The sequence below is a fragment of the Streptomyces sp. NPDC006012 genome (assembly GCF_042871185.1).
In the GTDB taxonomy this organism is placed as follows: Bacteria; Actinomycetota; Actinomycetes; order Streptomycetales; family Streptomycetaceae; genus Streptomyces.
In genome coordinates this window covers 11,357-32,794 of record NZ_JBIAIE010000038.1, presented here as the reverse complement: position 1 = coordinate 32,794, position 21,438 = coordinate 11,357, and the positions used below count along the sequence as shown (strand labels likewise).

The 21,438-nt window shown below is 71.1% G+C and carries 18 protein-coding genes; 4 read left to right on the top strand and 14 right to left on the bottom strand.

What is annotated here, in order from left to right; all coding sequences use genetic code 11:
* The first annotated feature begins 41 nt into the window (after nucleotides 1-41).
* Complete coding sequence (locus ACFYPJ_RS36550; RefSeq protein WP_389026010.1) at nucleotides 42-1,910, top strand: serine hydrolase; 1,869 nt, start codon at nucleotides 42-44, stop codon at nucleotides 1,908-1,910.
* 392 nt (nucleotides 1,911-2,302) lie between these two features.
* Nucleotides 2,303-2,968, top strand: coding sequence for an RICIN domain-containing protein (locus tag ACFYPJ_RS36545; RefSeq protein WP_389026008.1), 666 nt, complete (start codon nucleotides 2,303-2,305; stop codon nucleotides 2,966-2,968).
* Between the two features lie 197 nt (nucleotides 2,969-3,165).
* Here ACFYPJ_RS36545 and ACFYPJ_RS36540 read toward each other — a convergent pair whose 3' ends face one another.
* Nucleotides 3,166-3,447 carry a hypothetical protein gene (locus ACFYPJ_RS36540; protein WP_389026006.1) on the bottom strand — a complete coding sequence of 94 codons (282 nt, stop codon included), beginning with the start codon at nucleotides 3,445-3,447 and terminating at the stop codon, nucleotides 3,166-3,168.
* A 382-nt stretch (nucleotides 3,448-3,829) separates the two neighbouring features.
* The gene (locus tag ACFYPJ_RS36535) at nucleotides 3,830-4,216 is read right to left on the bottom strand and encodes a hypothetical protein (RefSeq protein WP_389026004.1); all 387 of its coding nucleotides are present in this window, start codon (nucleotides 4,214-4,216) and stop codon (nucleotides 3,830-3,832) included.
* Nucleotides 4,217-4,404: 188 nt separating this feature from the next.
* Here ACFYPJ_RS36535 and ACFYPJ_RS36530 point away from each other — a divergent pair, with 188 nt between their 5' ends.
* Entirely contained in the window at nucleotides 4,405-5,109 is a 705-nt protein-coding gene (locus ACFYPJ_RS36530) for a TetR/AcrR family transcriptional regulator (RefSeq protein WP_389026002.1), read from the top strand.
* A gap of 417 nt (nucleotides 5,110-5,526) precedes the next feature.
* On the opposite strand, the gene ACFYPJ_RS36525 is transcribed toward ACFYPJ_RS36530, so the two are convergent.
* The 3 genes from ACFYPJ_RS36525 to ACFYPJ_RS36515 form a co-directional block, all read right to left on the bottom strand.
* Nucleotides 5,527-5,889 carry a hypothetical protein gene (locus ACFYPJ_RS36525; protein WP_389026000.1) on the bottom strand — a complete coding sequence of 121 codons (363 nt, stop codon included), beginning with the start codon at nucleotides 5,887-5,889 and terminating at the stop codon, nucleotides 5,527-5,529.
* Nucleotides 5,890-6,327: 438 nt separating this feature from the next.
* Nucleotides 6,328-6,636 (bottom strand): hypothetical protein, encoded by a 309-nt coding sequence (locus ACFYPJ_RS36520; protein WP_389025998.1) that lies wholly within the window; start codon nucleotides 6,634-6,636, stop codon nucleotides 6,328-6,330.
* A gap of 364 nt (nucleotides 6,637-7,000) precedes the next feature.
* Nucleotides 7,001-7,282 carry a metal-sensitive transcriptional regulator gene (locus tag ACFYPJ_RS36515; protein WP_376537077.1) on the bottom strand — a complete coding sequence of 94 codons (282 nt, stop codon included), beginning with the start codon at nucleotides 7,280-7,282 and terminating at the stop codon, nucleotides 7,001-7,003.
* Nucleotides 7,283-7,696: 414 nt separating this feature from the next.
* Here ACFYPJ_RS36515 and ACFYPJ_RS36510 point away from each other — a divergent pair, with 414 nt between their 5' ends.
* Nucleotides 7,697-7,978 (top strand): heavy-metal-associated domain-containing protein, encoded by a 282-nt coding sequence (locus ACFYPJ_RS36510; protein ID WP_389025997.1) that lies wholly within the window; start codon nucleotides 7,697-7,699, stop codon nucleotides 7,976-7,978.
* Between the two features lie 121 nt (nucleotides 7,979-8,099).
* On the opposite strand, the gene ACFYPJ_RS36505 is transcribed toward ACFYPJ_RS36510, so the two are convergent.
* The 9 genes from ACFYPJ_RS36505 to ACFYPJ_RS36465 all read right to left on the bottom strand — a co-directional run bounded on the left by ACFYPJ_RS36505 (nucleotide 8,100) and on the right by ACFYPJ_RS36465 (nucleotide 20,261).
* Nucleotides 8,100-8,660 (bottom strand): pyridoxamine 5'-phosphate oxidase family protein, encoded by a 561-nt coding sequence (locus ACFYPJ_RS36505; protein ID WP_389025995.1) that lies wholly within the window; start codon nucleotides 8,658-8,660, stop codon nucleotides 8,100-8,102.
* Between the two features lie 144 nt (nucleotides 8,661-8,804).
* Nucleotides 8,805-10,034, bottom strand: a complete 1,230-nt coding sequence (locus ACFYPJ_RS36500; protein WP_389025993.1) for a cytochrome P450 — start codon at nucleotides 10,032-10,034, stop codon at nucleotides 8,805-8,807.
* Between the two features lie 111 nt (nucleotides 10,035-10,145).
* Nucleotides 10,146-11,741 (bottom strand): MFS transporter, encoded by a 1,596-nt coding sequence (locus tag ACFYPJ_RS36495; protein ID WP_389025991.1) that lies wholly within the window; start codon nucleotides 11,739-11,741, stop codon nucleotides 10,146-10,148.
* A gap of 157 nt (nucleotides 11,742-11,898) precedes the next feature.
* The gene (locus ACFYPJ_RS36490) at nucleotides 11,899-12,561 is read right to left on the bottom strand and encodes a hypothetical protein (RefSeq protein WP_389025989.1); all 663 of its coding nucleotides are present in this window, start codon (nucleotides 12,559-12,561) and stop codon (nucleotides 11,899-11,901) included.
* The gene (locus tag ACFYPJ_RS36485; protein ID WP_389025987.1) at nucleotides 12,558-14,399 is read right to left on the bottom strand and encodes an acyl-CoA dehydrogenase family protein; all 1,842 of its coding nucleotides are present in this window, start codon (nucleotides 14,397-14,399) and stop codon (nucleotides 12,558-12,560) included. The genes ACFYPJ_RS36490 and ACFYPJ_RS36485 overlap by 4 nt, the downstream gene beginning before the upstream one ends.
* A complete protein-coding gene (locus tag ACFYPJ_RS36480) occupies nucleotides 14,396-15,457 on the bottom strand; it encodes a methyltransferase (RefSeq protein WP_389025986.1) in 1,062 nt (353 codons plus the stop codon). Before ACFYPJ_RS36480 ends, ACFYPJ_RS36485 begins: the two co-directional genes overlap by 4 nt.
* A 149-nt stretch (nucleotides 15,458-15,606) precedes the next feature.
* Nucleotides 15,607-16,380, bottom strand: coding sequence for an N-acetyltransferase (locus ACFYPJ_RS36475; protein ID WP_389025984.1), 774 nt, complete (start codon nucleotides 16,378-16,380; stop codon nucleotides 15,607-15,609).
* Nucleotides 16,381-16,435: 55 nt separating this feature from the next.
* The gene (locus tag ACFYPJ_RS36470) at nucleotides 16,436-17,221 is read right to left on the bottom strand and encodes a leucyl/phenylalanyl-tRNA--protein transferase (RefSeq protein WP_389025982.1); all 786 of its coding nucleotides are present in this window, start codon (nucleotides 17,219-17,221) and stop codon (nucleotides 16,436-16,438) included.
* A 7-nt stretch (nucleotides 17,222-17,228) separates the two neighbouring features.
* Nucleotides 17,229-20,261, bottom strand: coding sequence for an amino acid adenylation domain-containing protein (locus ACFYPJ_RS36465; RefSeq protein ID WP_389025980.1), 3,033 nt, complete (start codon nucleotides 20,259-20,261; stop codon nucleotides 17,229-17,231).
* Between the last annotated feature and the right edge of the window lie 1,177 nt (nucleotides 20,262-21,438).

The window sequence follows — 21,438 nt, the reverse complement described above, 5'->3', positions numbered from 1 at the left end:
CGGTCGGCGGCACGTCTCGCGAGCGTACGAAGGAGACATCGATGGCGGACCGCACACCCGACACCGGCGTCCTCGACCAGGACGACCCGTCGGCGGGCACCTCCCGCGCGGAACGCGGTCCGAGCACGGAATTGACCGCCGAGGCCAAGGAGCGGCCGTCCGGTGAGCAGATGTCGAAGCCGGAGCCGCCCGAGGAGACGGACGGGCCGGGCGAGCCCGAACGGGCGGACAACACCACCGACACCGCCGACACGCCGGCACACCGAACGGACGACAGCGACGACCCGGCCCCGGCCGAGAGCACCGAGGAACCCTCCGACGACGCCCCCGGAGAAGCCACAAGGGCCGAAGCAGCCGCAGAAACCGGAGAGGCCGGAGAACTGGCCGGTGGAGAAGCCGCTGCCTCGGAGTCGGCCGAGAACACGGGGCCGGTCGCCTTGCGGGCCCCGGAGGACGGGGCCGAAGCCGCCGGGACGACGGCGACCGGGGCCGACGGCCTCGCACGTGTCGAACCGCCCGCTCCCCCGGCAGCCGAACAGGACGCCCACAGCCCGCAGCACACCCCCACCGCGCAGGACACGAAACCCGCCGTCGCGCCGCTCGACCCACTCGACCCGCGCGCACACCCCACCGACACCCCGCAGGCACCACCGCCCCCGGCACGTGCGCTCCGTCGCGGGCTCACGATCTGGACGCCGCTGGTGGCACTGCTCGTGCTGGTCGTCCTCGTCGTCGTCCAGTTGGTCCGTCCGCTGCCCCGGCCGGTCCTCGCCCTCGGCGCGGGGATGCCGGCCTTCACCGTCGGCGGGGCCCCCTTCACCGTTCCGTGGCCCGCGAAGGGACAGGCCGCGGTCATGGTCGAGGGCTCGGGGACCATCGGTACGTTCGGGAAGCAGAAGCCGGTGCCGACGGCGAGCGTCGCCAAGGTCATGACGGCCTACGTGATTCTCCGCGGGCACCCGCTCAAGAAGGACGAGTCAGGCCCCCGTGTCACCGTCGACGCCCAGGCGGTGGAGGACGGCAGGGCCAAGGACGAGTCGCGCATCGAGGGGCTGCGGGTCGGCGAGACGTTCAGTCTCCGGGACATGCTGCGGATGCTGATGATCCCGTCGGGCAACAACGTGGCCCGGTTGCTCGCCCGGTGGGACACGGGCGCCCGGGACGAGACCGCGTTCGTCCGGAAGATGAACGAGGCCGCCAGGTCGCTCGGCATGAAGAACACCACGTACACCGATCCCAGTGGTCTGGACAAGGGAACCGTCAGCACCGCCGTCGACCAGCTCGGACTTGCCGAGGCGGTCATGAGGTCCGACGCCTTCCGCGCTGTCGTCGCTCTGGCCGGCGCCGACATCCCCGGGGTCGGGCGGATCACCAACAACAACGAACGGCTGCTCCTGGCCGGTCTGGGCGTCCTGGGCATCAAGACCGGCTCCAACACCGCGGCGGGCGGCACGCTGTCCTGGGCGGCGTCCAAGTCCGTGGGCGGCGAGGACCGGCTGATCCTGGGCACGATGCTGGACCAGCACGTCACGGGTGCGGACCCCAACGGCGCGAACAGCCTTGTGTTGGTTCAGGACAACAGCAGAAAAGTCATCGCGGCCGTCCGGGAGGCGCTCACCTCGGCGACCGTGGTGCGCGAGGGCCAGGTCGTCGGACACGTCGACGACGGTCTCGGCGGACGTACGCCGGTGGTGGCGACGCGAGACCTGGAGGCGGCCGGGGTGCCGGGGCAGAAGCTGACCCTCACGCTCCGCAAGGGGGGCAGGGATCTCGTCCACGGGGCGCCGGCCGGGACGGTGGTCGGTGAGCTGGCTCTGAGCGGCGACGCGGGCGCGCGGCGGGTGCCGGTGGCGCTCCAGTCGGAGCTGCGGGAACCGTCGATCGGAACGAAGTTGACCCGGACCGGGTGAGCCGCACGGGGCGGCCCGCAGCCGAGGACCGGGCGTGACCGCCGACGCCAGGACCGAGTGTGCTCACGCAGGGCGAAGACACGCGTGACGCCCTCCTCGAAGGCCGGGCCGCCTGCGGACGGCAGCCCGGCGGCGGGACCCGGTCGCCTGCCGCCGCGGCGTAGTGTGCGTGCGCTTTCTTGCGCATGCGGCAGTGGCGAAACTGGGCGCTTGTTCTCCAGCCTCATTCCGGCCAGGATTTGAATTCGGCCGGGGAGGGACACATGAGGCGCCCGCAGCCTATTAACGATCTGTCCTGCAACCAGCTCAGATCCGGCACTGCTCCGATTTCATCTGTTCGCCGTCGCATTTCGCGGACGCGAATACGGCGTGCGCCGAAGAAAGGAAACGGGTTGCAGCTCATACGGAAGAGAAAGCTGAGAAAGTCGACGCTGATCGCGGCGATGGCCGTGCTGGCGGGCTTCGTGGTCGCCCCGTCGGCCGCCGCCCAGGGGGACGACGCCTCGTCCTCGGCGGTCGCCCCGTTCACCGGCGTCACCCCCGCGAAGATGGCAGCGTCCGCCCCTCTCGTGGAGATCGTGAATCAGTCCACCGGGCTGCGCGCCGACGTCATGTGGGCCTCCACCAGCCCAGGTCAGGGGGTCTTTCTCTGGCCTGACAACACCAGTTGGTCGCAGGAGTTCGAACTGCTCGACAGCGGGAACGGGTACTTCCGCATCAAGGCACGCCACTCCGGTCAGTGTCTGACGCTCGGCGGCGGCACCCAGAACGGGACGCCGGTCGTCCAGGACCCCTACTGCGATGCCGGATACTCACCGTCCGAGTGGTACACCCAGCAGATCACTCCGCCGCAGGAACCGTGCATGTGCTTTCCCATCACGTACATGATCATCAGGAATCACTCGACCGGCCGTTGCCTGGACGCGGCTTCCTCCACCGGGCAGCCAGGTGAGCAGGCGATCCTGCAGACATGGAACTGCATCACAACGGGCACGGAATGGAACCGCTGGAACCAGGTGTGGAAATTCACTTATCTCAATTCACCGCCGATCGGCTGAGCCCTCGTCACATTCGCACATGCCGCGCAGGCGTTCAGGGCCGGCACGGGGGGCTTGCCCACCGCGGTAGCGCGGTTCAATGCCGTGGCGTCGCCGACCCAACGAGGCCCGACGGGGGTGCCGACGGGGCTCCTGGGTGGATTCCCGGGAGCCCAAGTCGGACGGTGCCGGTACGGCGGCCGAGCGCCGGTCCGCGGTCAGTGCCTGCCGGTCACCCTCATCGTCGCGGCCGGCGCCGGGACGGCGTGCGGCGAGTCGGTGACGGCGGTCAGCCCGCTGGTGCAGGTGCCGGCCGGGCCTGCCTCGGCCGCGTCCAGGGTGACCGGTACCTGCACCGTGACGCCCGGCGCGACGGTGACGGAGTGCGGTGCCGACAGCCAGCCGGCCACGCCCGAAACGGCGCAGTCGCCGTACCCGGGCGGCTGCTGGACGCCGGTAACCTGGCCGCCGGTGGCGTCCGCACCGCCGACGACGTACATCCCGCAGGTGCCGCTGCCGCGGTAGACCAGCGTCGGTCGCCGGCAGCGCCGACCAGGAGTCGGTGGCCGGGTCGTACTCCACCGCCTGATTGGTCAGCTGTCCGGCGGTGACGCCGCCGACCAGTTGCAGCCGCCCGCCGGAGGACGCGGAGGCCAATCCCCATCAGCAGCCCCACCACGTCAAGTTCGCGCGGCGAGAGCCGGTCACCGTACCGGGCCGGCCCACCCGGGTGCCGATCCGCACCCCCTCGTCCGCGAGGGGGTGCCGTATCCGGTCCGCGTCCCCCGCTCGCCGAGGGCGGTGAGGCCGTCAAAGACCTCCCGGTGCATGCCGACGGCCCGGTCCCGCTCGCCGTCGGCGAGTCGGCAGCCGGCTGCCGACTCACGGGCCGGCAGGGCGTCGTACGGCCGGGGCAGGGCGGAGCAGGCGGGCTGCCGTCGCGGCCGGCGTGGCCGGTCCGCGGGTACCCGCCGCGTCGGGCAGCAGCTCGGGGGCGGGCGGCAGTTGCCCGGCCCGCTCCGGGAAGACCGGGCGCAGCGCCCCCGCCGGCCCGCTCAGGGGCAGGCCGGTGACCCGGTCGTTGAGCCGGCGTACACCGTCGACGACCGGGCCGAGCGTGTACGGCTCCGCCCAGGTCCCGTCGCACGGGCACGGATCGGTCAGCGGCCGGCCGCAGGCCGTGGCCGCAGGCCGTGGCCGCAGAACGTCGCCGCAGGCGACGGCGCAGCCGGCGGGACGTCGCCCGCGTGGACGGTCTCCGTCGGGCATCCGCCCTGGCGGCGAGCCGTCGTCGCCCGCGCGTCCCGGCCGGACCCGGTGCACACGCGCAGTCGTCCTCCGGAGGAGCAAACGTATGAGCGGGACCTCGCGGTGAGCAGGGCGTCCGAGGCCGGCCTCCGCGTCGTGAGCGAGGTCACACCTAAAATTCGAGGGCCCCCTCATGTTATGCTCACCGCATGAGCCCCCAGCCCACCCGAACAGCACCACGGGCGGCGGCAAGACCGCTCAGGCGTGATGCGCAGCGCAACAGGGACGCCATCCTGACCGCAGCCCGCAAGAGCTTCGCCGAGCAGGGTCTGGGCGCTTCCCTGGAAGGCATCGCCCGCGAGGCAGGTGTCGCGATCGGAACGCTCTACCGGCACTTCCCCAGCCGGCTGGACCTGGTCGAAGAACTCTTCACCGCGAAGTTCACGGAACTGCTCGACGCCGCCGAGTCGGCCGCGACCATGGACGACGCCTGGGCCGGGTTCTGCCACTACCTGGAGAGGCTGTGTGAGCTGCAGGCGTGTGACCGCGCGTTCCACGACCTGGTCTCGTCGCGGCTGCCCCTGCACGCACTCGGCAGGGGAATGTTCGAGCGCTCGAAGGAACTGGGCGACGAGATCTTCGCCAGGGCCCAGGAACAGGGGTCGCTCCGCAGTGACGTCACCCCGCAGGACATCGCGTTCGTGATCTGGTCGCAGGCCGGGATCATCCAGGCCACACACACCGTCGCCCCCACCGCGTGGCGCCGCCATCTCCATCTGATGCTCGACGGCTTCCGCGCCGGGTGCGCCCACGAACTGCCCGAGCCCCCGCTGACCCGCCGGCAGGTCGAGTCGAGCCTGGTCGCTCTGGAGTGCCCCGAAGAGGAGTGCCACGACTGCCACGGGGCGGAATGACCGACGCGGCGGGCCTGCCCGACGCGTGATGAAACCCAGGGCAGGAAACCCAGGGCATGAAGCCCGGGTCGTGGGACACGGGGCATGCATGAGACACATGACGTGAGACACGTACGGTGAGACACGGCTCATGAGACACACAACGGGTCCGGTGCCGTGGTCGGCTACCGGACCCTCATCTGCAAGGGGCGCCTGGGCCCCAGGCCGTACCGCCGTCGGGCGGTGACGGCGTTCTTCAGCTTTCCGCGGGCAGCTCCGCCGGTTGCGCGTACGCGTCTCCCGTTCGGCCGGGAAGGATTGCGGCGGCCCGGCTCCGCGGCGGGCCCGGCATGCGGTGGCTCGACGGCGCGCGGACGCGACCCTCCTGGGTCTCGTCCGCGCGCAACGCCGAGCCGACCTCGATGGCCTGCATCCCCGTCACCGGTGGTTCAGGTACCAGGAGTACTGGTCCACGTACCACTGAGTGGCTACGACCCCGCGCCACGGCGTGACCTTGACCCACCCGTTCCCGTCCCAGATGTACGCGCGGTGACCGTCCCAGCGCGTTGAATAGTCGTGCTGGCCGGACCAGCCGATTCCGTAACCGTTGCCGTAGTAGCCGATCCGGCCTTCGTCGGTCCTCAGCGCCACGGCCTGGGTGTGCTGGGCGGGCTGCGCGTGGGGTGCCCGCACGGGCTGCGAAACGGCCGCGGAGGCCGCGCCGCCGGCGCCGAGAACGGCGCCGCCCGCCAGTGCCGCGGAAGCAAGACCGACCGAGACCCGCCTGATCCACCTGTTCATCTTCGTCTCCTCATGATGTGCCGCGATGCCGCCGTCAGGCGGCCGCTGCCGTGTCTGTGATCTGCGATCCGGGAGATCCGGACCGTCCGGCTGCCGAGCTACTGGGGCTCATCCGGAGGGGGTCCTCATGTTCGGCAGGTGCCAGCGTAACCGAGGGGGGCCTCATATTTGCAAATGCGTTTCCGGTGACCATCATCACGGCATGTCACAAAGGGTTGACTGGAATAAAAGAAGCAGTAGCAAACGACTGCTTGCGGTTCGGTGCGGGCCACTGAACAGGGCGGCCGGCAGGGGCGCTCGCCACTCCGGTACGGCGCGTTCCGCCGGGGGGGCGTGGCAGCGCACGACGATCGGGGCTTGCGTCCCGACCGCCGCCCGCGCCCGGTACGAGCCCGCCCGTCTCCTGCCCGCGTGGCCCTGGGCGCGTCCGGGCCACTCCTAGCCGGCCGACGGCTGCGGAAAGGCGACCGGACTCCTGAGCCCCGCCCTGTTCACCGCTCTCACCCCGAAGAACACGTTGTCCTTGGACAGGTCCACTGCGTGCCGCGTGACGTCCGCGACCGGAATGACATGGGTCCACTCGGGGTCCGTCGTCTCGCGCCAGACGATCTCGTAGCCGGCCAGGTCCGGCTCGGTCCCCCGGGCCCACACCAGGTCCGTGGAGTTCGTCAGCGCCGACGTGATGATCTTCGCGCCGCGCGGTGTGCCGGGGGCCTGGGCCAGGGACCACAGGGCCGCAGCGTTCACCTCGGGGGCTGGGCCGTCGCGGGCGGGCGCCGGTCCTCGCCCCCTGGTCGGGCGGCCTCGGCCGGTCCCGTCGTACCCAGTACCGCCGCGCCGCTCGCCGCTGTCGCGGCCAGGATGGTTCGCCTGCTGGGGCTGGGACGCATCTGCCCTCCCGGGGCTGACTGTGCCGACCGACCCTGCCATGGTTATGGACACGCCAAAAATGGCAAGGGCGGCCACCGGGGCGCCGGGACCGGCCGTGGGCGGCGAGCGGCCTCAGTCGACCGGCTCAAGCCGGTTCCGGGGAGGGCGGGCGGCGTCGAGTCCGGCTACGGGAGCATGATCCGGGCGCGCGCCCCTGGGCTGTCCGACGCCGGCCGGACGGTCACGAGCGCACGAGCCGCGCGATGGCGTCGGACGCCTCCTTCAGCTTCTGCTCCCGCTCCGCACCGCCCTCGGCGACCGCGTCACTCACGCAGGTGGCCATGTGCTCGTCGAGCATCTGCAGCGCGAACGACTGCAGCGCGCGGGTCACCGCCGACACCTGGGTGAGGACGTCGATGCAGTAGGTGTCCTCCGCCACCAGGCGTTGCAGCCCGCGTACTTGGCCCTCGATGCGGCGCAGCCGCATCATCACGTCATCCTTGTGCTTCTTCTGGCCCGCCATGCCTCAGCTTTCCTTCCCTCCACCGAGGGTCGCCCCCTACGGCGAGCTCCCCCCTGAAAGATACCCTCCACCGGTACGAACCATCCGTGGCCGACGCCGGAAGGGACGCCGCGTGAACGGCTGCGACGGACCGGGAAGCAGCGAAACTTCGGTCCCGCTGCGAGGCCGCCGACCGGCTGCCCGGCGGCCCGGACGGGCGGCGCCGACGCTGAACTCGCCCCCGCCGCCCCGTGGTCGAGGCGGATCCCGCCGGTGCCGAAGCGTCGGGGGGAGCACCGGGGACCTTGCTCCGATATAGGGGTAGGGGGTATATCTAATACCGGGCGCCGCACCTGGAGGGTCACCATCAGTACCCTCACCCTCTAGGGGTACTGCGACGCCGCCAAGTCTCTGCTCATCTCCGGGAGGAAACCCATGTCGTCCTGCTGCACCCCTGACGGCAGCTGCCACTCCGACGCGACCGGCGAGTCCGTCTCCGACGGCGTCAGCACCACCTACGCGGTGACGGGCATGACGTGCAGCCACTGCAAGGCGGCGGTCACCGAAGCCGTCGGCGGGGTCGACAGCGTGCTGTCCGTCGACGTCGACGTCGACAACGGCCGGGTCACGGTGATCACCGAGGAGGGTCCCGATGACACCCTGATCGCCAAGGCCGTCGACGACGCCGGGTACGAGCTGACCGGCCGCGCCGCCTGACGGAGTCCGGTGAAGCGCTCCCCGCCGCCTGCGGGGTGCGATCCGGCCGGGCCCGTCTCAACCCCCGTCGTCGGGCCCGGCCGGTTCAACCTCTCCCCGCGCCCGGGGCCGGGCGGGCAGGTCAGCCGAACGCCGTCCTGACCTGCCCGCGCGCGGACAGCCCGGCCTGGGTCGCGGCGCCCAGCGGCAGTTCGATCCGGCGGTCGACGCGGTCCTCGGCCCAGGTACGTGTGTCGATCAGCCACCAGTGCTCGACGTCGATCCGGTAGAGGCGGTGGGGGGCGGGCGCCTGCAACAGCCGGGGCGGTAATTGCCATTCGGTCCGCTGCCGGGCGTCGGGGAACACCGTCTCGTAGAACGGCGCGTAGTAGGCGTCCAGTTGTTCCGGCGCGATCTCCGCGCAGCGGCCGGTGAACTGTGCTCCGTCGACGGACGAGACGGCCACCCCGGCCGCGCCCTCCCTGACGAACAGCGAACCTCCCACCCGCGGCTGGGAGCGGATGTCGCTGCTGTGGCGGGCGCCGGTGGACGAGCCGAAGACGAAGTGCAGCGGATCCGGGAACCACGCGTACTCCAGGGTGGCCACCCACGGGGTGCCGTCCCAGGTGGTGGCCAGGTTCAGATACCGGGCCTCGTTCAGCAGATGTGCCGTCCGGTCGATCAGGCTCTCTTCGATCGCCATGGGTGACCTTTCCGTGGGTGGCCTTTCGCTGTCCTGCGGCGTGGCTGCACGGCGCCGCGGCGGGTACGCCGTGTGGTCCGTGCCGCATGCGGTCCGCGGCGCGGCGCCGCGTGGTCCGTACGACGTGCGCTCCGCGGCGGGCGGTCACCCGTGCCGCAGGAACACGGGCAGCGACGAGACGTCGTTGCCGATGAAGGTGTGCCCGGGCGGTACGTCCTCGGGTTCGACGGCGAGGGTCAGCCGCGGGAACCGGTCGAACAGGGCGGGCAGCGCGATCCGGGCTTCGAGCCGGGCGAGATGCGAGCCGGGGCAGAAGTGGGCGCCGAGGCCGAAGGCCAGGTGTTCCTTGTCCGCGCGGTCGATGTCGAAGGCGACGGGGTCGTCGTGCACCTGCGGGTCACGGCCATGGGCGCCATAGCAGATCAGGATGGCGTCGCCGGCCCGGATGACCACCCCTTCGCCGAGGTCGATGTCCTCGGCGGCCCAGCGCATGGGCAGGTGCATCACCGGGCAGTGCACGCGCAGGGATTCCTCGACGGCGTCGTCCCAGCGAGCCGGGTCGGCCCGCAGGAGGGCGAGCTGGTCGGGGCGGCCGAGGAGTTCGCGGACGGTGTGGTCGATCAGGTTGATGGTCGTCTGGCTGCCGCCGCCGATCATCAGCAGCAGCGTCGACACGAGTTCGTGGTCGTTCAGCGACTCTTCGCCCTCCTCGCGCGCGCTGAGCAGGAAGCTGGTCAGGTCGTCCCCCGGTGTGTGCCGCTTGGTGGCGATCAGGAGGTGCATCGCCGCCACCAGGTCCTCGTAGAGGGCGACCGATTCCTCCTCCGACAGGTCGGTCCTGGCCACCTCGCGGAACACGCGCAGCACTTCGGGCCGCTGGTCGTCGGGGATGCCGAAGAGGTCGCAGATCACCTGGGTCGGCACGCAGTAGGAGAACTCCTGGTGCAGGTCGACCGGCTCGTCGGCGGGTCGTGCGGCCAGCTCGTCCAGGAGCATCGTCACGTCCGCTTCGATGTGGGAGCGCAGTTTCTCCACCCGGCGGGGGGTGAAGGCCGGGGTGATCAACTTGCGGAGCCGCGCGTGCTCGCGCCCGTCCGTGGTGGCCATGGAGTCCAGGTCGACCCACGGGGACAGCCAGGGGACGGAGCCTGGCTGGTAACCGGGCACGGTCTTCTTCAGGTTCCGGGAGACTCCGGGATGCGTCAGGAGTTTCCTGACGACGTCTCCACGGGACACCGACCACGCTCCCACCCCATCGGGCAGGTGCACGGGGACGGCGGGTCCCAGCGAGCGCAGGTGCTCGACCTGTGCGTACATGCACCGGCCGCCCTCGCTCTGCATCGTCTCGGTCGGAGTTGCGCTGAAGGGAATCACTGCGTGCCTCCTGATGAGGGCCGGACGCGGCGGCGGGAGCGGCAGGGCCGGCCCAGCCGTCGCGTCCGGCTGTGATCACTTGTTTCGGTGTCTTGTCACTGCGGGGGACATTCAGTCGGCCTCCGCGGTGGAGACCGGCTCGGCGGGGCTCGCGTCGGCGCCCTGCCCGGCCGGTGCGGTCGAGCCGGTCGGCGGTACGTGCCGCAGCGCGACGGCCGCGACGACGGCGCTCACCGCGGCGATCACCGCTGCGGTGGCGGCGGCGACGTTGAGCCCGGTCGTGAACGCCTCCCTGGCCGCCCGCAGCAGCTCACCGCCGACGCGGGCGGGCAGGTCCTGGGCGGCGGCGACGGCGCCGTCGAGGTTCTGCTTGGCGGCCGACCTCGCCTCGTCGGGCAGGGCGCCGGGAAGTTTGTCGGCGACGCCGCTGCGGTAGGTGGCGGCACCGATGCTGCCGATGATCGCCACACCGAGGGAGATGCCGAGATCGTTGACGGTCGAGGCCAGACCGCCGGCCGCGCCCGCCTTCTCCGGCGGTACCGAGCCGACCACCAGGTCGGTGGTCAGCGCCATGGACGGGGAGACCGCCGGATACAGGACGATGAAGCCCGCGATGACCCAGGGCAGACCGGTCGTGCTGTCGATCTGGGTGAACAGGATGTAGCCGACCACCTGCACGGCCAGGCCCGCGGCGATCACATTGCCGGGCCGGATCCGGCGGGCGAGGATCGGGGAGCGCATGGCGACCACGATCAGGACGAGAGCCGCCGGAAGAATGGCGACGCCGGTCCTGAGCGGCGACAGATCCTTCACCAGTTGCAGGTACTGGGTGAACATCAGATACACGCCGCCCAGGCCCATGGCCGAGAGGATGAAGACGCCGAGGGCCCCGCTGACCGTACGGTTCTTGAAGAGGCGGACGTCCAGGAGCGGTTCGGCGGTGCGCAGTTGGCGGAAGACGAACCCGGCGCCGAAGACCACTCCGACCGCGATGGACAGTGCCGAGAGCCCCGGTGAGTCGGTGGTGGCGAAGGACTTCACGCCGTAGATCAGCGGCAGCAGCGTCAGCAGCATGAGCAGGGCACTGACCAGGTCGAGCTTGCCGTTGCGCGGTCCCTGGTGGCGGGGCAGCAGCAGCGGTGCGCCGATGGCCACGACCGCCATGACCGGAACGGCGACCAGGAAGGTGGCCCGCCACGAGAACACTTCGAGCAGCAGACCGCTCAGCAGCGGTCCGAGCGCGACACCCGCCGAGATGGCCGCCGCCCAGGTGCCGATGGCCACGCCCCGTTGCTTCGGGTCCTGGAACATCGTGAAGATCAGGCCGAGTGTGGTCGGCATCTGCATGGCGGCGGCGATACCGAGCAGGGCCCGCCAGACGATCATCAGCGTCGGCGAGTCCGTGAGGGCGGCCGCCACCGAGACCACCCCGAACAGCACGGCCCCGACCATCAGGAGGTTCCGGTGCCCGAAGCGGTCGGCCACGGTGCCCATCAGCACCAGCAGGCTGGCCATCAGGAAGCCGTAGATGTCCAGGATCCACAGGGTCTGCGCGCTGCTGGGCCGCAGATCCGCCGCGAGGTAGGGGATGGCCAGGAACAGGATGGTCAACATCATGAACAGCAGGAGCGCGGGGAGGACCAGCAGGCCGAGCGCCGCCCACTCCTTGCCCCCCGCGCGTAGTTGCCGGCTTCCAGCCTCGGACATCGGTACTCCTCTCCTCGTCGAGACCCGCGACGGTGCCGTGCCCGGGGGCCGGTCGCCCGCGCGTGGGCATACCCCCTTGGGGTAGCGGTAGAAAAATAGGGGTAGGGGGTATGGGTGTCAAGCCAACCGGTCTTCCGCTGCCGGGACTTCGACGAGGTCAGCCGGGGTCGAGGTCACGGGCGAGGCAGTTCCAGAAGGCGGTCTCCAGCGAGTGCACGGACAGGGCGCAGTGCAGCGCGGCCCCCGGATCGTCGCCACCGGCCAGCCCGTGGTCCAGCGTGGCCGCCGCCTGGTCCAGGAGGGACTGCGGCGTCTCGGCGAAGAAGCGGAAATGTCCGAGCGCCCGTTCCTCGAAGCCGTACCGGGACACCAGCGCGTCGGCCACGCGGGTGTAGGTCCCGCCGGACTCCGCCACGTTCGCCAGCAGGGCGAGGGCGACATCGCTGCAACTGCCGTGCTGCGCGGATCGTGCCAGGTGGCGTGGATACGCCTGGGCCGCCGCCTGGGGCTGGTAGGCGCGCAGTTCTCCCTCCCGCAGGCCCAGCACGGCCGCGAAGTCGAGGAGGAGGCCCAGCGCCTCGACCTCGCCCTGGGCCATGGCCCCGTACAGCTCTCCCGCCGGAGCGGAGGGGAAGCGGGTCGCGAGCAGCGCGAAGCTGCGTCGGTCGCTGCCCACGAGGTGATACAGCTCCCCGGCGAGCTGCCGCAGCCGTTCCCCGGGCACCCGGCCGCGCTCCAGGACGTCGAGGAAGCGGTTGGGTTCGGCTTCCTCCGAGATGCGCTGCCGTGCTGCCGCGAGGACATCCGTCACGGTGTTCACCGAGCCCTCCTCACCGGTCCGTCGGCGGTTCGCCCGGTGCCGGCCGGCCGGATGACCCGCCGCAGGTTCGCGCCCGTCGCGGGCCCCGGCTCCGGCCGGGCGATCCACGGCCCGTCGGTGGAAGGGTCCGGCACCCCGTCCTCAAGCCAGACGTGGTGGCCCGCCAGCACACCGGCCGCGGTCTCCCGGTCCGCCGCGTCGGTGTTGTCTGCCAGCCGGTCCAGCAGGTGTCGGACCCGCAGCCGGGCCTGCCGGCAGAAGGCGTCGGCGAGCCGTCCGGGGGCGGAGTCGGCCCCGCCGAGGGCCTCGGCGTAGACACAGCTCGCGCTCATCGCGTACAGCTCGGCGCCGACGTCGACGATCCTGCCCAGGAACCGCTGGCGTTCGTCGAGTCCGGCTGCCGGGCCGCCGGCGACCAGGGCGAGTTCGCCGGCCAGCCGCCGGCAGGTCCGCTCGACGAACGCGCGGTGACCGCCCCATGGGCCGTCGCCGTCGTGCGCGGGGCCGCTGTCGGGCACCGGCTCCTGGGGGTCCGCGGAGCGGTGCAGGTCGATCAGATCGTGTGCGAGGAAGGCGCGCAGCGCCTCGCTCGAACCGTCGAAGATGCGGCCGGCCCGCGTGTCGCGCAGGAGTTGTTCGACCGGGATCCCGCGTTCCCCGCGGCCGACCGCCGAGTCCGCCGTCTCGTAGCCGCGGCCGCCCCGGATCTGCAGGAGTTCGTCCGCGACGACGCACGCCTGCTCCGACGCGAACAGCTTGGCCAGCTCGGCGTCCAGCCGGGTGTCGGTGCCTGCCCGCTGTGCGCGCCGGCCGATGACCTCGACCATCGCCTCCAGGGCGAACGCGGTGGCGGCGATGAAGGACAGTTTGCCGACGACCGCGTCGTGGCGGCCGATGGGCCGGCCGAACTGCACCCGGGCCGCGCTCCACTGCCGGGCGATCTTCAGGCTCCACTTCGCCGCGGCGGCGCACACCGCGGGCAGTGAAAGCCGTCCGGTGTCCTGGGCACCGAGGGCGACGGCCAGTCCCTCGCCCTCCGCGCCGATCCGGTTGCGTGCCGGGACGACCACCCGGTGCAGGCGAATGCAGCCGTTCTCCAGGCCGCGCAGGCCGAGGAAGGAACTGCGGTGCTCGACCGTCACCCCGGGCGCGTCGGACTCGACGACGAAGGCCGTCATCCTGCCGTCGTCGGATCCCGGCGCGGGCACGACCGCCATCACCACCAGCAGGTCGGCGATCACCCCGTTGGTGGTCCACATCTTCACACCGTCGAGCACGTAGCTGTCCGTGGCCGGGTCGTGGACGGCCGTGGTGTGCATCCGGTACGGGTCGTTGCCGATGTCGGCCTCGGTGAGCGCGAAGGCGGAGATCTCCCGGACGCACCTCGGCAGGAACTCGCGTTTCTGCTCGTCGGTCCCGAACAGCAGGACCGGCTGGGCGAGCCCGATGGCCTGGTGGGCGGCGAGCAGTTCACTCAGCGCCGGATGCGTCGTGCTGGTGATCATCAGAGCGCGGTGGTAGCAGACGGAGGACAGCCCGAGCCCTCCGTACCGCCTGGGGATCTTGATGCTCAGCGCGCCGATGTCCTTGAGCCCTTCGACCACGTCGTCGGGGATGCGGTCGTCGCGCTCGATCGCGGCGCTGTCCACCTCCTTCTCGCAGAAGGCGCGCAGCCGCGACAGGAACCGTTCCTCCGCCTCCTCCAGGCGCCGTGGATCGCCCTCGGGAAGGGTGAGGAGGTCCGTCGCCGCCCGGCCGAGGAACAGACCGGCGGCGAAACCCGGCTGGGGGGTCGTCGTCCGGCCGGACTGCTGCTCCGGCGCCTGTTCCGCCGTCATGCCGTGGCCGCGGGGACGGCCTGGATGACCGACAGCGGCCCGGCCTGCCCCAGCCCGACCGACCGCACGGTGAACCCGGTCTCCGCGAGCAGCGCCCGGAACTCGCCCTCGGTGCGCTCCTGGCCGCCGGTCATGACCATCATGTTGATGTCGGTGAAGTAGGCGACGGGCGCGGCGGTGTCCGCGGTCTCCGGCAGCACCGTGCCGACGATCAGCAGGGTGGCCTGCGCGGGCATGTGGGCCCGTACGGTGCGCAGGATGGCGCGTGCCTCGTCGTCGCCCCAGTCCTGGAAGACACTCTTGATGATGTAGAGGTCTCCCTCGCCCGGCACGGACTGGAAGAAGTCGCCGGCCCGGACCTCGCACCGGTCCGAGAGGCCGGCCTTGCCGAGGGCGGCGGCTGCCTCGGCCACGCCGCTCGGGCTGTCGAAGACGATGCCTCGCAGCTCGGGCCGGGCCGACAGGATCGCGGTGAGCAGGGTGCCGTCACCGCCGCCGAGGTCCACCACGGTGCCGGTCGCGGGGAAGTCGTATCCCGCGGCGAGCTGCCCGGCGGAGATCCTGGACTCTTCGCTCATCGCCTCGTTGAACAGGGTGCTGGTCTCGCCGTGCTGGGCCAGCCAGTCGTAGACGCCCATCCCGTACACGTGGTCGAAGGCGCGTTCGCCGGTGCTGACGGTGTGGTGCAGGCTCTGCCAGGACGTGAGGAAGATGGGGTGGCAGAACATCTTGGCGAAGTTGTGGAGGGAGTCAGGGGAGTCGGAACGCAGCTGGGAGCCGATGCCGGTCAGGGCGAAGCTCCCCGGCTCGGGTTCCTCGGCGATACCGACGGCGACCAGTGTGCGCAGGAGGCGCCGGAGCGACGGCTCGTGGGTGCCGGTCGAGGTGGCCAGTTCCGCGCTGGTTCGGGAGCCGGTTCCGATCAGGTCCGCGAGCCCGAGTTCCGTGGCCACACCGATCGCGTGCGCCGTCATGTATCCGCCGATCCGCTCGATCAGGGCCGCGCGGAGGGTCAGCTTCTCGGTGGCGAGGACGTCCTGGGGAGGCGTGCTGCTCATGGGAGGTCGTACTCCTTGTCGTCGGTGTCGCTCTGTGCGGGCCAAGCGGTGTGCCGGTCGAGGTGTCCGGTCGGGGTGTGTCCGTCGAGGTGTGCCGGTCAGCAGGTGTGCGGAGTCGGCCGGTGTACGGGGTCCTCGGGGCGGCCGTGTCATGACGGCCGGCCGGTGAGGTGGTGTCTGACCCAGACGTTCGGTTCGACGTAGACGGCGTAGTCGTGCGTGACGCTCACCGTGAGCGGGGTCAGCGCTCCGGGCAGTTCCACGAGGCCGTCGGTGTCCAGGGGAAGCCCGGTCCACTCGCGCCACTGCGCGAGGCTTCCGGAGACGGTCATGGACGCCGGGCACACCTTCAGGACCTCGCCGCCGGCCCTCAGGTGCACCCGCAGCCAGGGGTCCTCGGGCAGCCCGTCGGGCCGTGTCAGCGCCAGGTAGTCGGCCAGCGGCAGTTCCTGGTACCGGTGCTTGCGGCTGGGGCGGACCGGGACCACGAGATGCGAAAAGCCCCGCTCGCGCGCGTGGTCGGCGAGGGCCCGCAGGGTGTACGCGGACAGGTTCTGCGCGCGGCGGTCCGGGACGACGGCTATCTCCAGTGCGCACAGGGCGGTGAGTTCCCGGCCGGCCCGGGTGTCGGACAGGCACTGGCGCAGTGTCGCGTCCCAGCCGGCGTCCGGCAGGCGGTCGGGGTCACCGTCCCAGGCGAAGGGCACGCTGGCGGCCCGGGCGACGACCTCGTCCTGTTCGTCGACCACGACGAGCTGGTGCGCCGCGTGGGTGTCGAACGCCCAGTCCACGAGGAGCGGTTCGGGCTGGATGTAGGCGGGCCACGACGATTCCATGGTGATCATCGCCTCTTCCAGTTCGGGTCTGGCGGCGAGGCTGATCACACGCAGATCGGTGCTGGTGCTGCTGGCGGTGGTGGACATGGGGTCTCTCCGGTCGGCGGGCGCGGACGGTCGTAGTGGTGGACGGTCGTGGACGTCACTCGGCGAGGCGGCGGGCGGGCAGTCGTGCCGTGTTCAGCGGCCGGCTCTCCGGCCGCTGGGCCAGCAGGCCGATGTACTGCCGCCGGGGTATCGGGCGCGCACCCAGGAGCCGGACGTGCTCACCGTCGCGCTGCACGTCGACGGCGAGTCCGCCGGCCTCGGCGAAGCGCCGGGCCAGGTCGGCGACGGCGGTCTTGCCCGCCCCGCTGCTCCGGGTGAACTGGGAATCGGCGCTGAACACGGCGCCGATCCGGACTCCGTAGACACCGCCGACCAGTTCGTCGCCGTCCCAGACCTCGACGCTGTGCGCATGACCCAGCTCGTGCAGCAGGCACAGACCTCGCAGCAAGTCGTCCGTGAGCCAGTGTTCGCTACGGTCCGCGCGACACCGGCGGACCACCTGCTCGAAGCAGACGTCCGCGGTCGTCGTCCAGTCGTTCCTGGTGCGCAGTTGACGGCGCAGGCTGCGCTGCAACCGGGTCTGTCCGACGCCGATCACGGGCCGCGGGTCCGGTGCGCACCAGGCGATCGAGAAGGGTTCGTCGCAGCCGGGGATCACCTTCACGAGACCTGCCTCGACCTGGGCCTCGTACATCAGCTCGTTGACAATGCGCTGTTCGGCCGTGCCGGCCGGGAACGGGTACAGGCCCCGCTGGTAGGCGGCGAGCAGGGAGCGGGGGCCCAGGTCTCCCCCGAAGGCGACGGGGCCGTCGGCGGGAGCGCCGACGACGTCCAGCGATTCCCATGAGCTGCCGGTACGGGCCGGTGTTCGGATGTACACGTCCGCCTCACAGGAAATCGATGGAGGTCAGGTACCGGAGGTAACGGTCGAGCATGTCCCCGTCCACGGGCGGGATCTCGATTCCGCTGCCGTGCAGCATGTGCTCGACGTTGTCGCGGGAGAAGACGGGAAAGGTCGTTTCGAGGTACATCTCGGCGACGCTCATCTCGCCGGTGGAGCACCGGTCGATGAACAGCGGCGCGAAGGGCGTCATGGGGTGGTCGGGCTGCTCGATCGCGGTCTTCACGATGCCGTCGATCCACTGGTCCCAGGGGATCTCACGGATCGTGTGGCCGTGTGCGCGCAGCCGCTCGACGAGGAGGGAGACGTTCGCCTTTCCGGGGTTGGTCAGGTGGTAGACCTCGCCCGCCGGGAGCCGGCTCGACGCGATGTGCAGCAGTGCGGCCGCGTAGGCGTCGACCGGTGTGTAGTCCAGCGGGAGTTCGGCGACGGGCGCCGTCCCGCTGTCGACGATGAACTTCTTCATCGCGCACATCTCGGTCGCCGTGTTCCAGGCTCCGCTGACCCGGTCGCCGGAGATGTCGGCGGCCCGGTAGATGGCGACCGGCAGGCCCTCCTCGGCCGCGTTCAGCAGCAGCCGCTCCGCCACCCACTTGCTCTCGACGTAGCCGACGGAGAGCCGGTCCGGGTGGGCCGGCGGTGTCTGCTCGGTGACGTGCCGGATCCCGGCGGTGCCGAAGCCGGAGATCACGGCCATGGTGGAGACGTAGTGGATGGGAATGTTCCGGTAGCGTCCGGCCATCCGGATGATCTCCCGGGTGCCCTCGACGTTCGTGGGGCGCATGTGGGAGTACGGATAGATGAAGTTGACCAGTCCGCCCGGGTGGTGGATGACGTCGACGGTCTTGGCGTAGTGGTCGAAATCCTGGTCCGAGAGTCCGAGCCGCGGCAGATCCAGGTCACCGGGAACGGCGCAGATCCGTCCGGACGCCCGGTACTCGTCCAAGTCGTCGTCCAGGTAGCGCCGTGCGGTGCTCTGGATGCGTTCCATCGCGTGGCGGGCGTCGCGGGCGCGCACCAGGCAGTGCACGGTGGCGCCGGTGGTCGCCAGCAGTTCCCGCAGCAGGTAGCTGCCCAGGAAGCCGCTGGCTCCGGTGAGCAGGACGTGGGAGGGGTCCGCCCAGGACGTCTCGTCCGTGGGCCGTGGCCGGATCGGTACGCCGACGGTGGTGTCGGCGTCGAAGTCGGCCTGGGCCGCGGTGTCCGCGCTGAGGGTGCCGGCTCGGGCCGATTCGACCGCGGCGGCGAAGCTGCGCAGGGTCGCGTCGTCGAGGAGGAGGCGGATCAGGGGACGCACCTGGGTGATCAGGATGCCGAGCGAGGCTCTGGCCTTCGCCAGGAGTTCGGCCGCGAGGATCGAGTTCCCGCCGAGGTCGAAGAAGTTGTCGCCGGGTTCGACCGAGTCCACGTCGAGCACCTGGCACCACAGGCCGGCCACGGCGCGCTCGACCAGACTCGCGGTGGCTGTCCCGTCGTCGGCCGTCGGACCGGACGCCGGGAGCCGCGACGGGTCGGGCAGGGCGGCGAGGTCGATCTTGCCGTGCGCCGTCACCGGCATCTCGTCCAGTTGCACGAACCTGGCCGGGATCATGTAGGCGGGCAGGTGGCGAGTGGCGAAGGCGCGCAGCTCGCCCGGATCGAGCCGGTGGGGTGTGTGCCGCGCGGTGAAGTAGGCGGCGATCTGGGCTTCGCCCTTGTGGCTGAAGGCCGTCACCGCGGCGTCGTCGATGAGGTCGTGCGCCGACAGGGCCGCCTCGATCTCGGCCGGCTCGATGCGGAATCCCCGGATCTTGATCTGCCGGTCGGCCCGTCCGACGACTTCGAGGTCCCCGCCGGCCGTCCAGCCGCCGAGGTCACCGGTGCGGTACACGGGTCCGGCGCCCGCCGCCGCCCCGGGCAGGGTGCGAAATCGCTGTCCGCTGCGGGCCTGGTCGCCGAGGTAGCCCTGGGCGACGCCGGGACCGCCGAGGTAGATCTCGCCGTGCCGCCCCGGCGGGACGGGGGTCAGGTCCTCGTCCAGCACGTGTGCGACGGTCTGCGGCAGCGGGCGTCCGACGGGCGCGGGACCCTGGTCCGGCAGTACCGCCGGGGTGATCTCCATGGTGCACGACGTGATCGTCGTCTCGGTCAGCCCGTAGGCGTTGACCAGCCGGGAGCCGGGCATCAGCCGCAGGGCGGTCCGGCAGTCCTCGGCGTGCACCGCGCTGCCGCCCACGATGGTGAGCCGCACCGGCAGGTCCGCCGGGGTGCGGGCCAGTTCGGCGAGGAAGGCACGCCAGTAGGGCGGGGTCAGGTCCATGACCGTCACGCCGAGCGAGACGAGCCGCCCGGGCAGTTCGCTCGGCGCCCAGTTGTACTCGGGCAGGACGAGGGTCGCGCCGTTGAGCAGCGTGTTGAGGATCTGCTCGATGGAGGTGTCGAAGGACAGCGCGGCGAACTGGAGGACCCGGTCGTCCGGTCCGACGCCGTACCGTTCGTTCACGCTCCGGCACAAGTAGCCGAGGGAGGCGTGGCTGACCTGCACGGCCTTCGGGGAGCCCGAGGAACCGGAGGTGTAGATGATGTACGCGGTGTCCGACGCCGCGACGCCGGTCGAGGGCGGGCCGGTGGGTAATTCCGCGGTGAGGCCGGCGTCCACGCGGAGGGTCGCCACCGAGAGTCCGGCGAACCGGTCCTCGTTGCCGGAGCGCGTGACGGCTACCGCGCAGCCCGTCTCCTTGACGTAGACCGCGAGCCGGTCGTCGGGGAGACCTGGTTCCACGGGCAGGTAGGCCGCCCCTGCTTTGAGCGTCGCGAGGAACGACACGACGAGGTCGATCGAACGTTCCAGGTGGACCATGACCACCGAGCCGCGTCCGGCCCCGAGCGTCCGCAGGTGGTGAGCGAGTTGGTCGGCCCGTCTGTCGAGTTCGGCGTAGCCGATCCGGCGGCCGTCGTGTTCGACCGCCGTCGCGTCGCGCCGAGCGGCCGCCACGGCGGCAAAGCGATCGTGTACGAGCGGCTTTCCGATGGTGTCCATGTGTCCTCTCGTCCAGTGCGGGTGCGGAGAACGCCGACTATCTGTCAGCGCGCGTGAAGGCATGCCGAAATGCACGCTGAGAATTGCGCCGACCCCGAATGCGATCGGGCAGCAGGTCGAGTCGCCGAGTATGAATCCGACAACAATTGATTGCGGGAATCGAAAGGAACGAGCGGCTTGGCTCATCGCTCCGGTGAGTTCGGGCGGAAGCGTCGAGCGGCCACGCGGAAATGGGCCCGGTCGGCCCTAGGAAATCGAGTGAGCGAGGTCATCGGCCGCACTGGAACGGTGCGGCGATGCGGTCATACGCTGCGGTATCCGGACGCGATCGGTACATGCATCATCGCTGTCTCCATGGTTTGCCGTCCCCCATCTTCAACCGAACGCCACGTTCGTCGGCGAGTTTGAGAACCCCGGCACGATCAGAAGTCCGTCTGCCATTCCGGGGTCCCGGCTGGTGCGGATGACGCGCGTTGCTGTGACTGGTGATCAACTGGCACCGACGTGTGCTCTGTTGCGACCGTGGAGAGAAAACCCTACGGGGGTAGCTCTTGTCAATGGGGACAAACACGAAGATCACGGTTCCAGCGGAAGGGTAATAGCGGAGGCGCGCGTGTCACTTGTGTGGAAATCCCGCGCTGGAACCGCCGCCATCAGGCAGGCGCGACGGGCGCGAACTGCAGGCACCTGGCCGCCCCGTGATCCCCAGGACGGCGCGGCGGCGGGGCCGGCTCCGGCCGCCGTCCCACCAGGAGGTTGTTTCCCCTAGGGGGTATGGGTATAAGTGGGTCGGCATCCCGGCGCCGCACCACTGGCCTCATCCGCCGCACGGGCCCACCCCGTGCGAGGGGACCGCCACACCACTCGGGGGAAATCTCATGTCGTCCTGCAGTACGTCCGGCGATCCCCGCTCCCCCTCGGGAGCCCACGGGTTCGGCAACGGCAGCAGGCGTCGCGGCGCCTTCCACGCCCGGGAATGAGCGGTGTTCCTCGCGCGCCGGCCCTCCGTGGCCGGGACCGGCACGCACCGGCCGGGACCGGCACCCGCTGGCCGGGACCGGCATCCGCTGGCCGGGACCGGCGGCGTGGACACGGACGGACGGCCCGCCCGCCGTCGAGGTCCTCGCCTCGCCGTCCGGGGCCCGCGACCGCCGGCCGGCGGCAGCTGCGGTCGTGA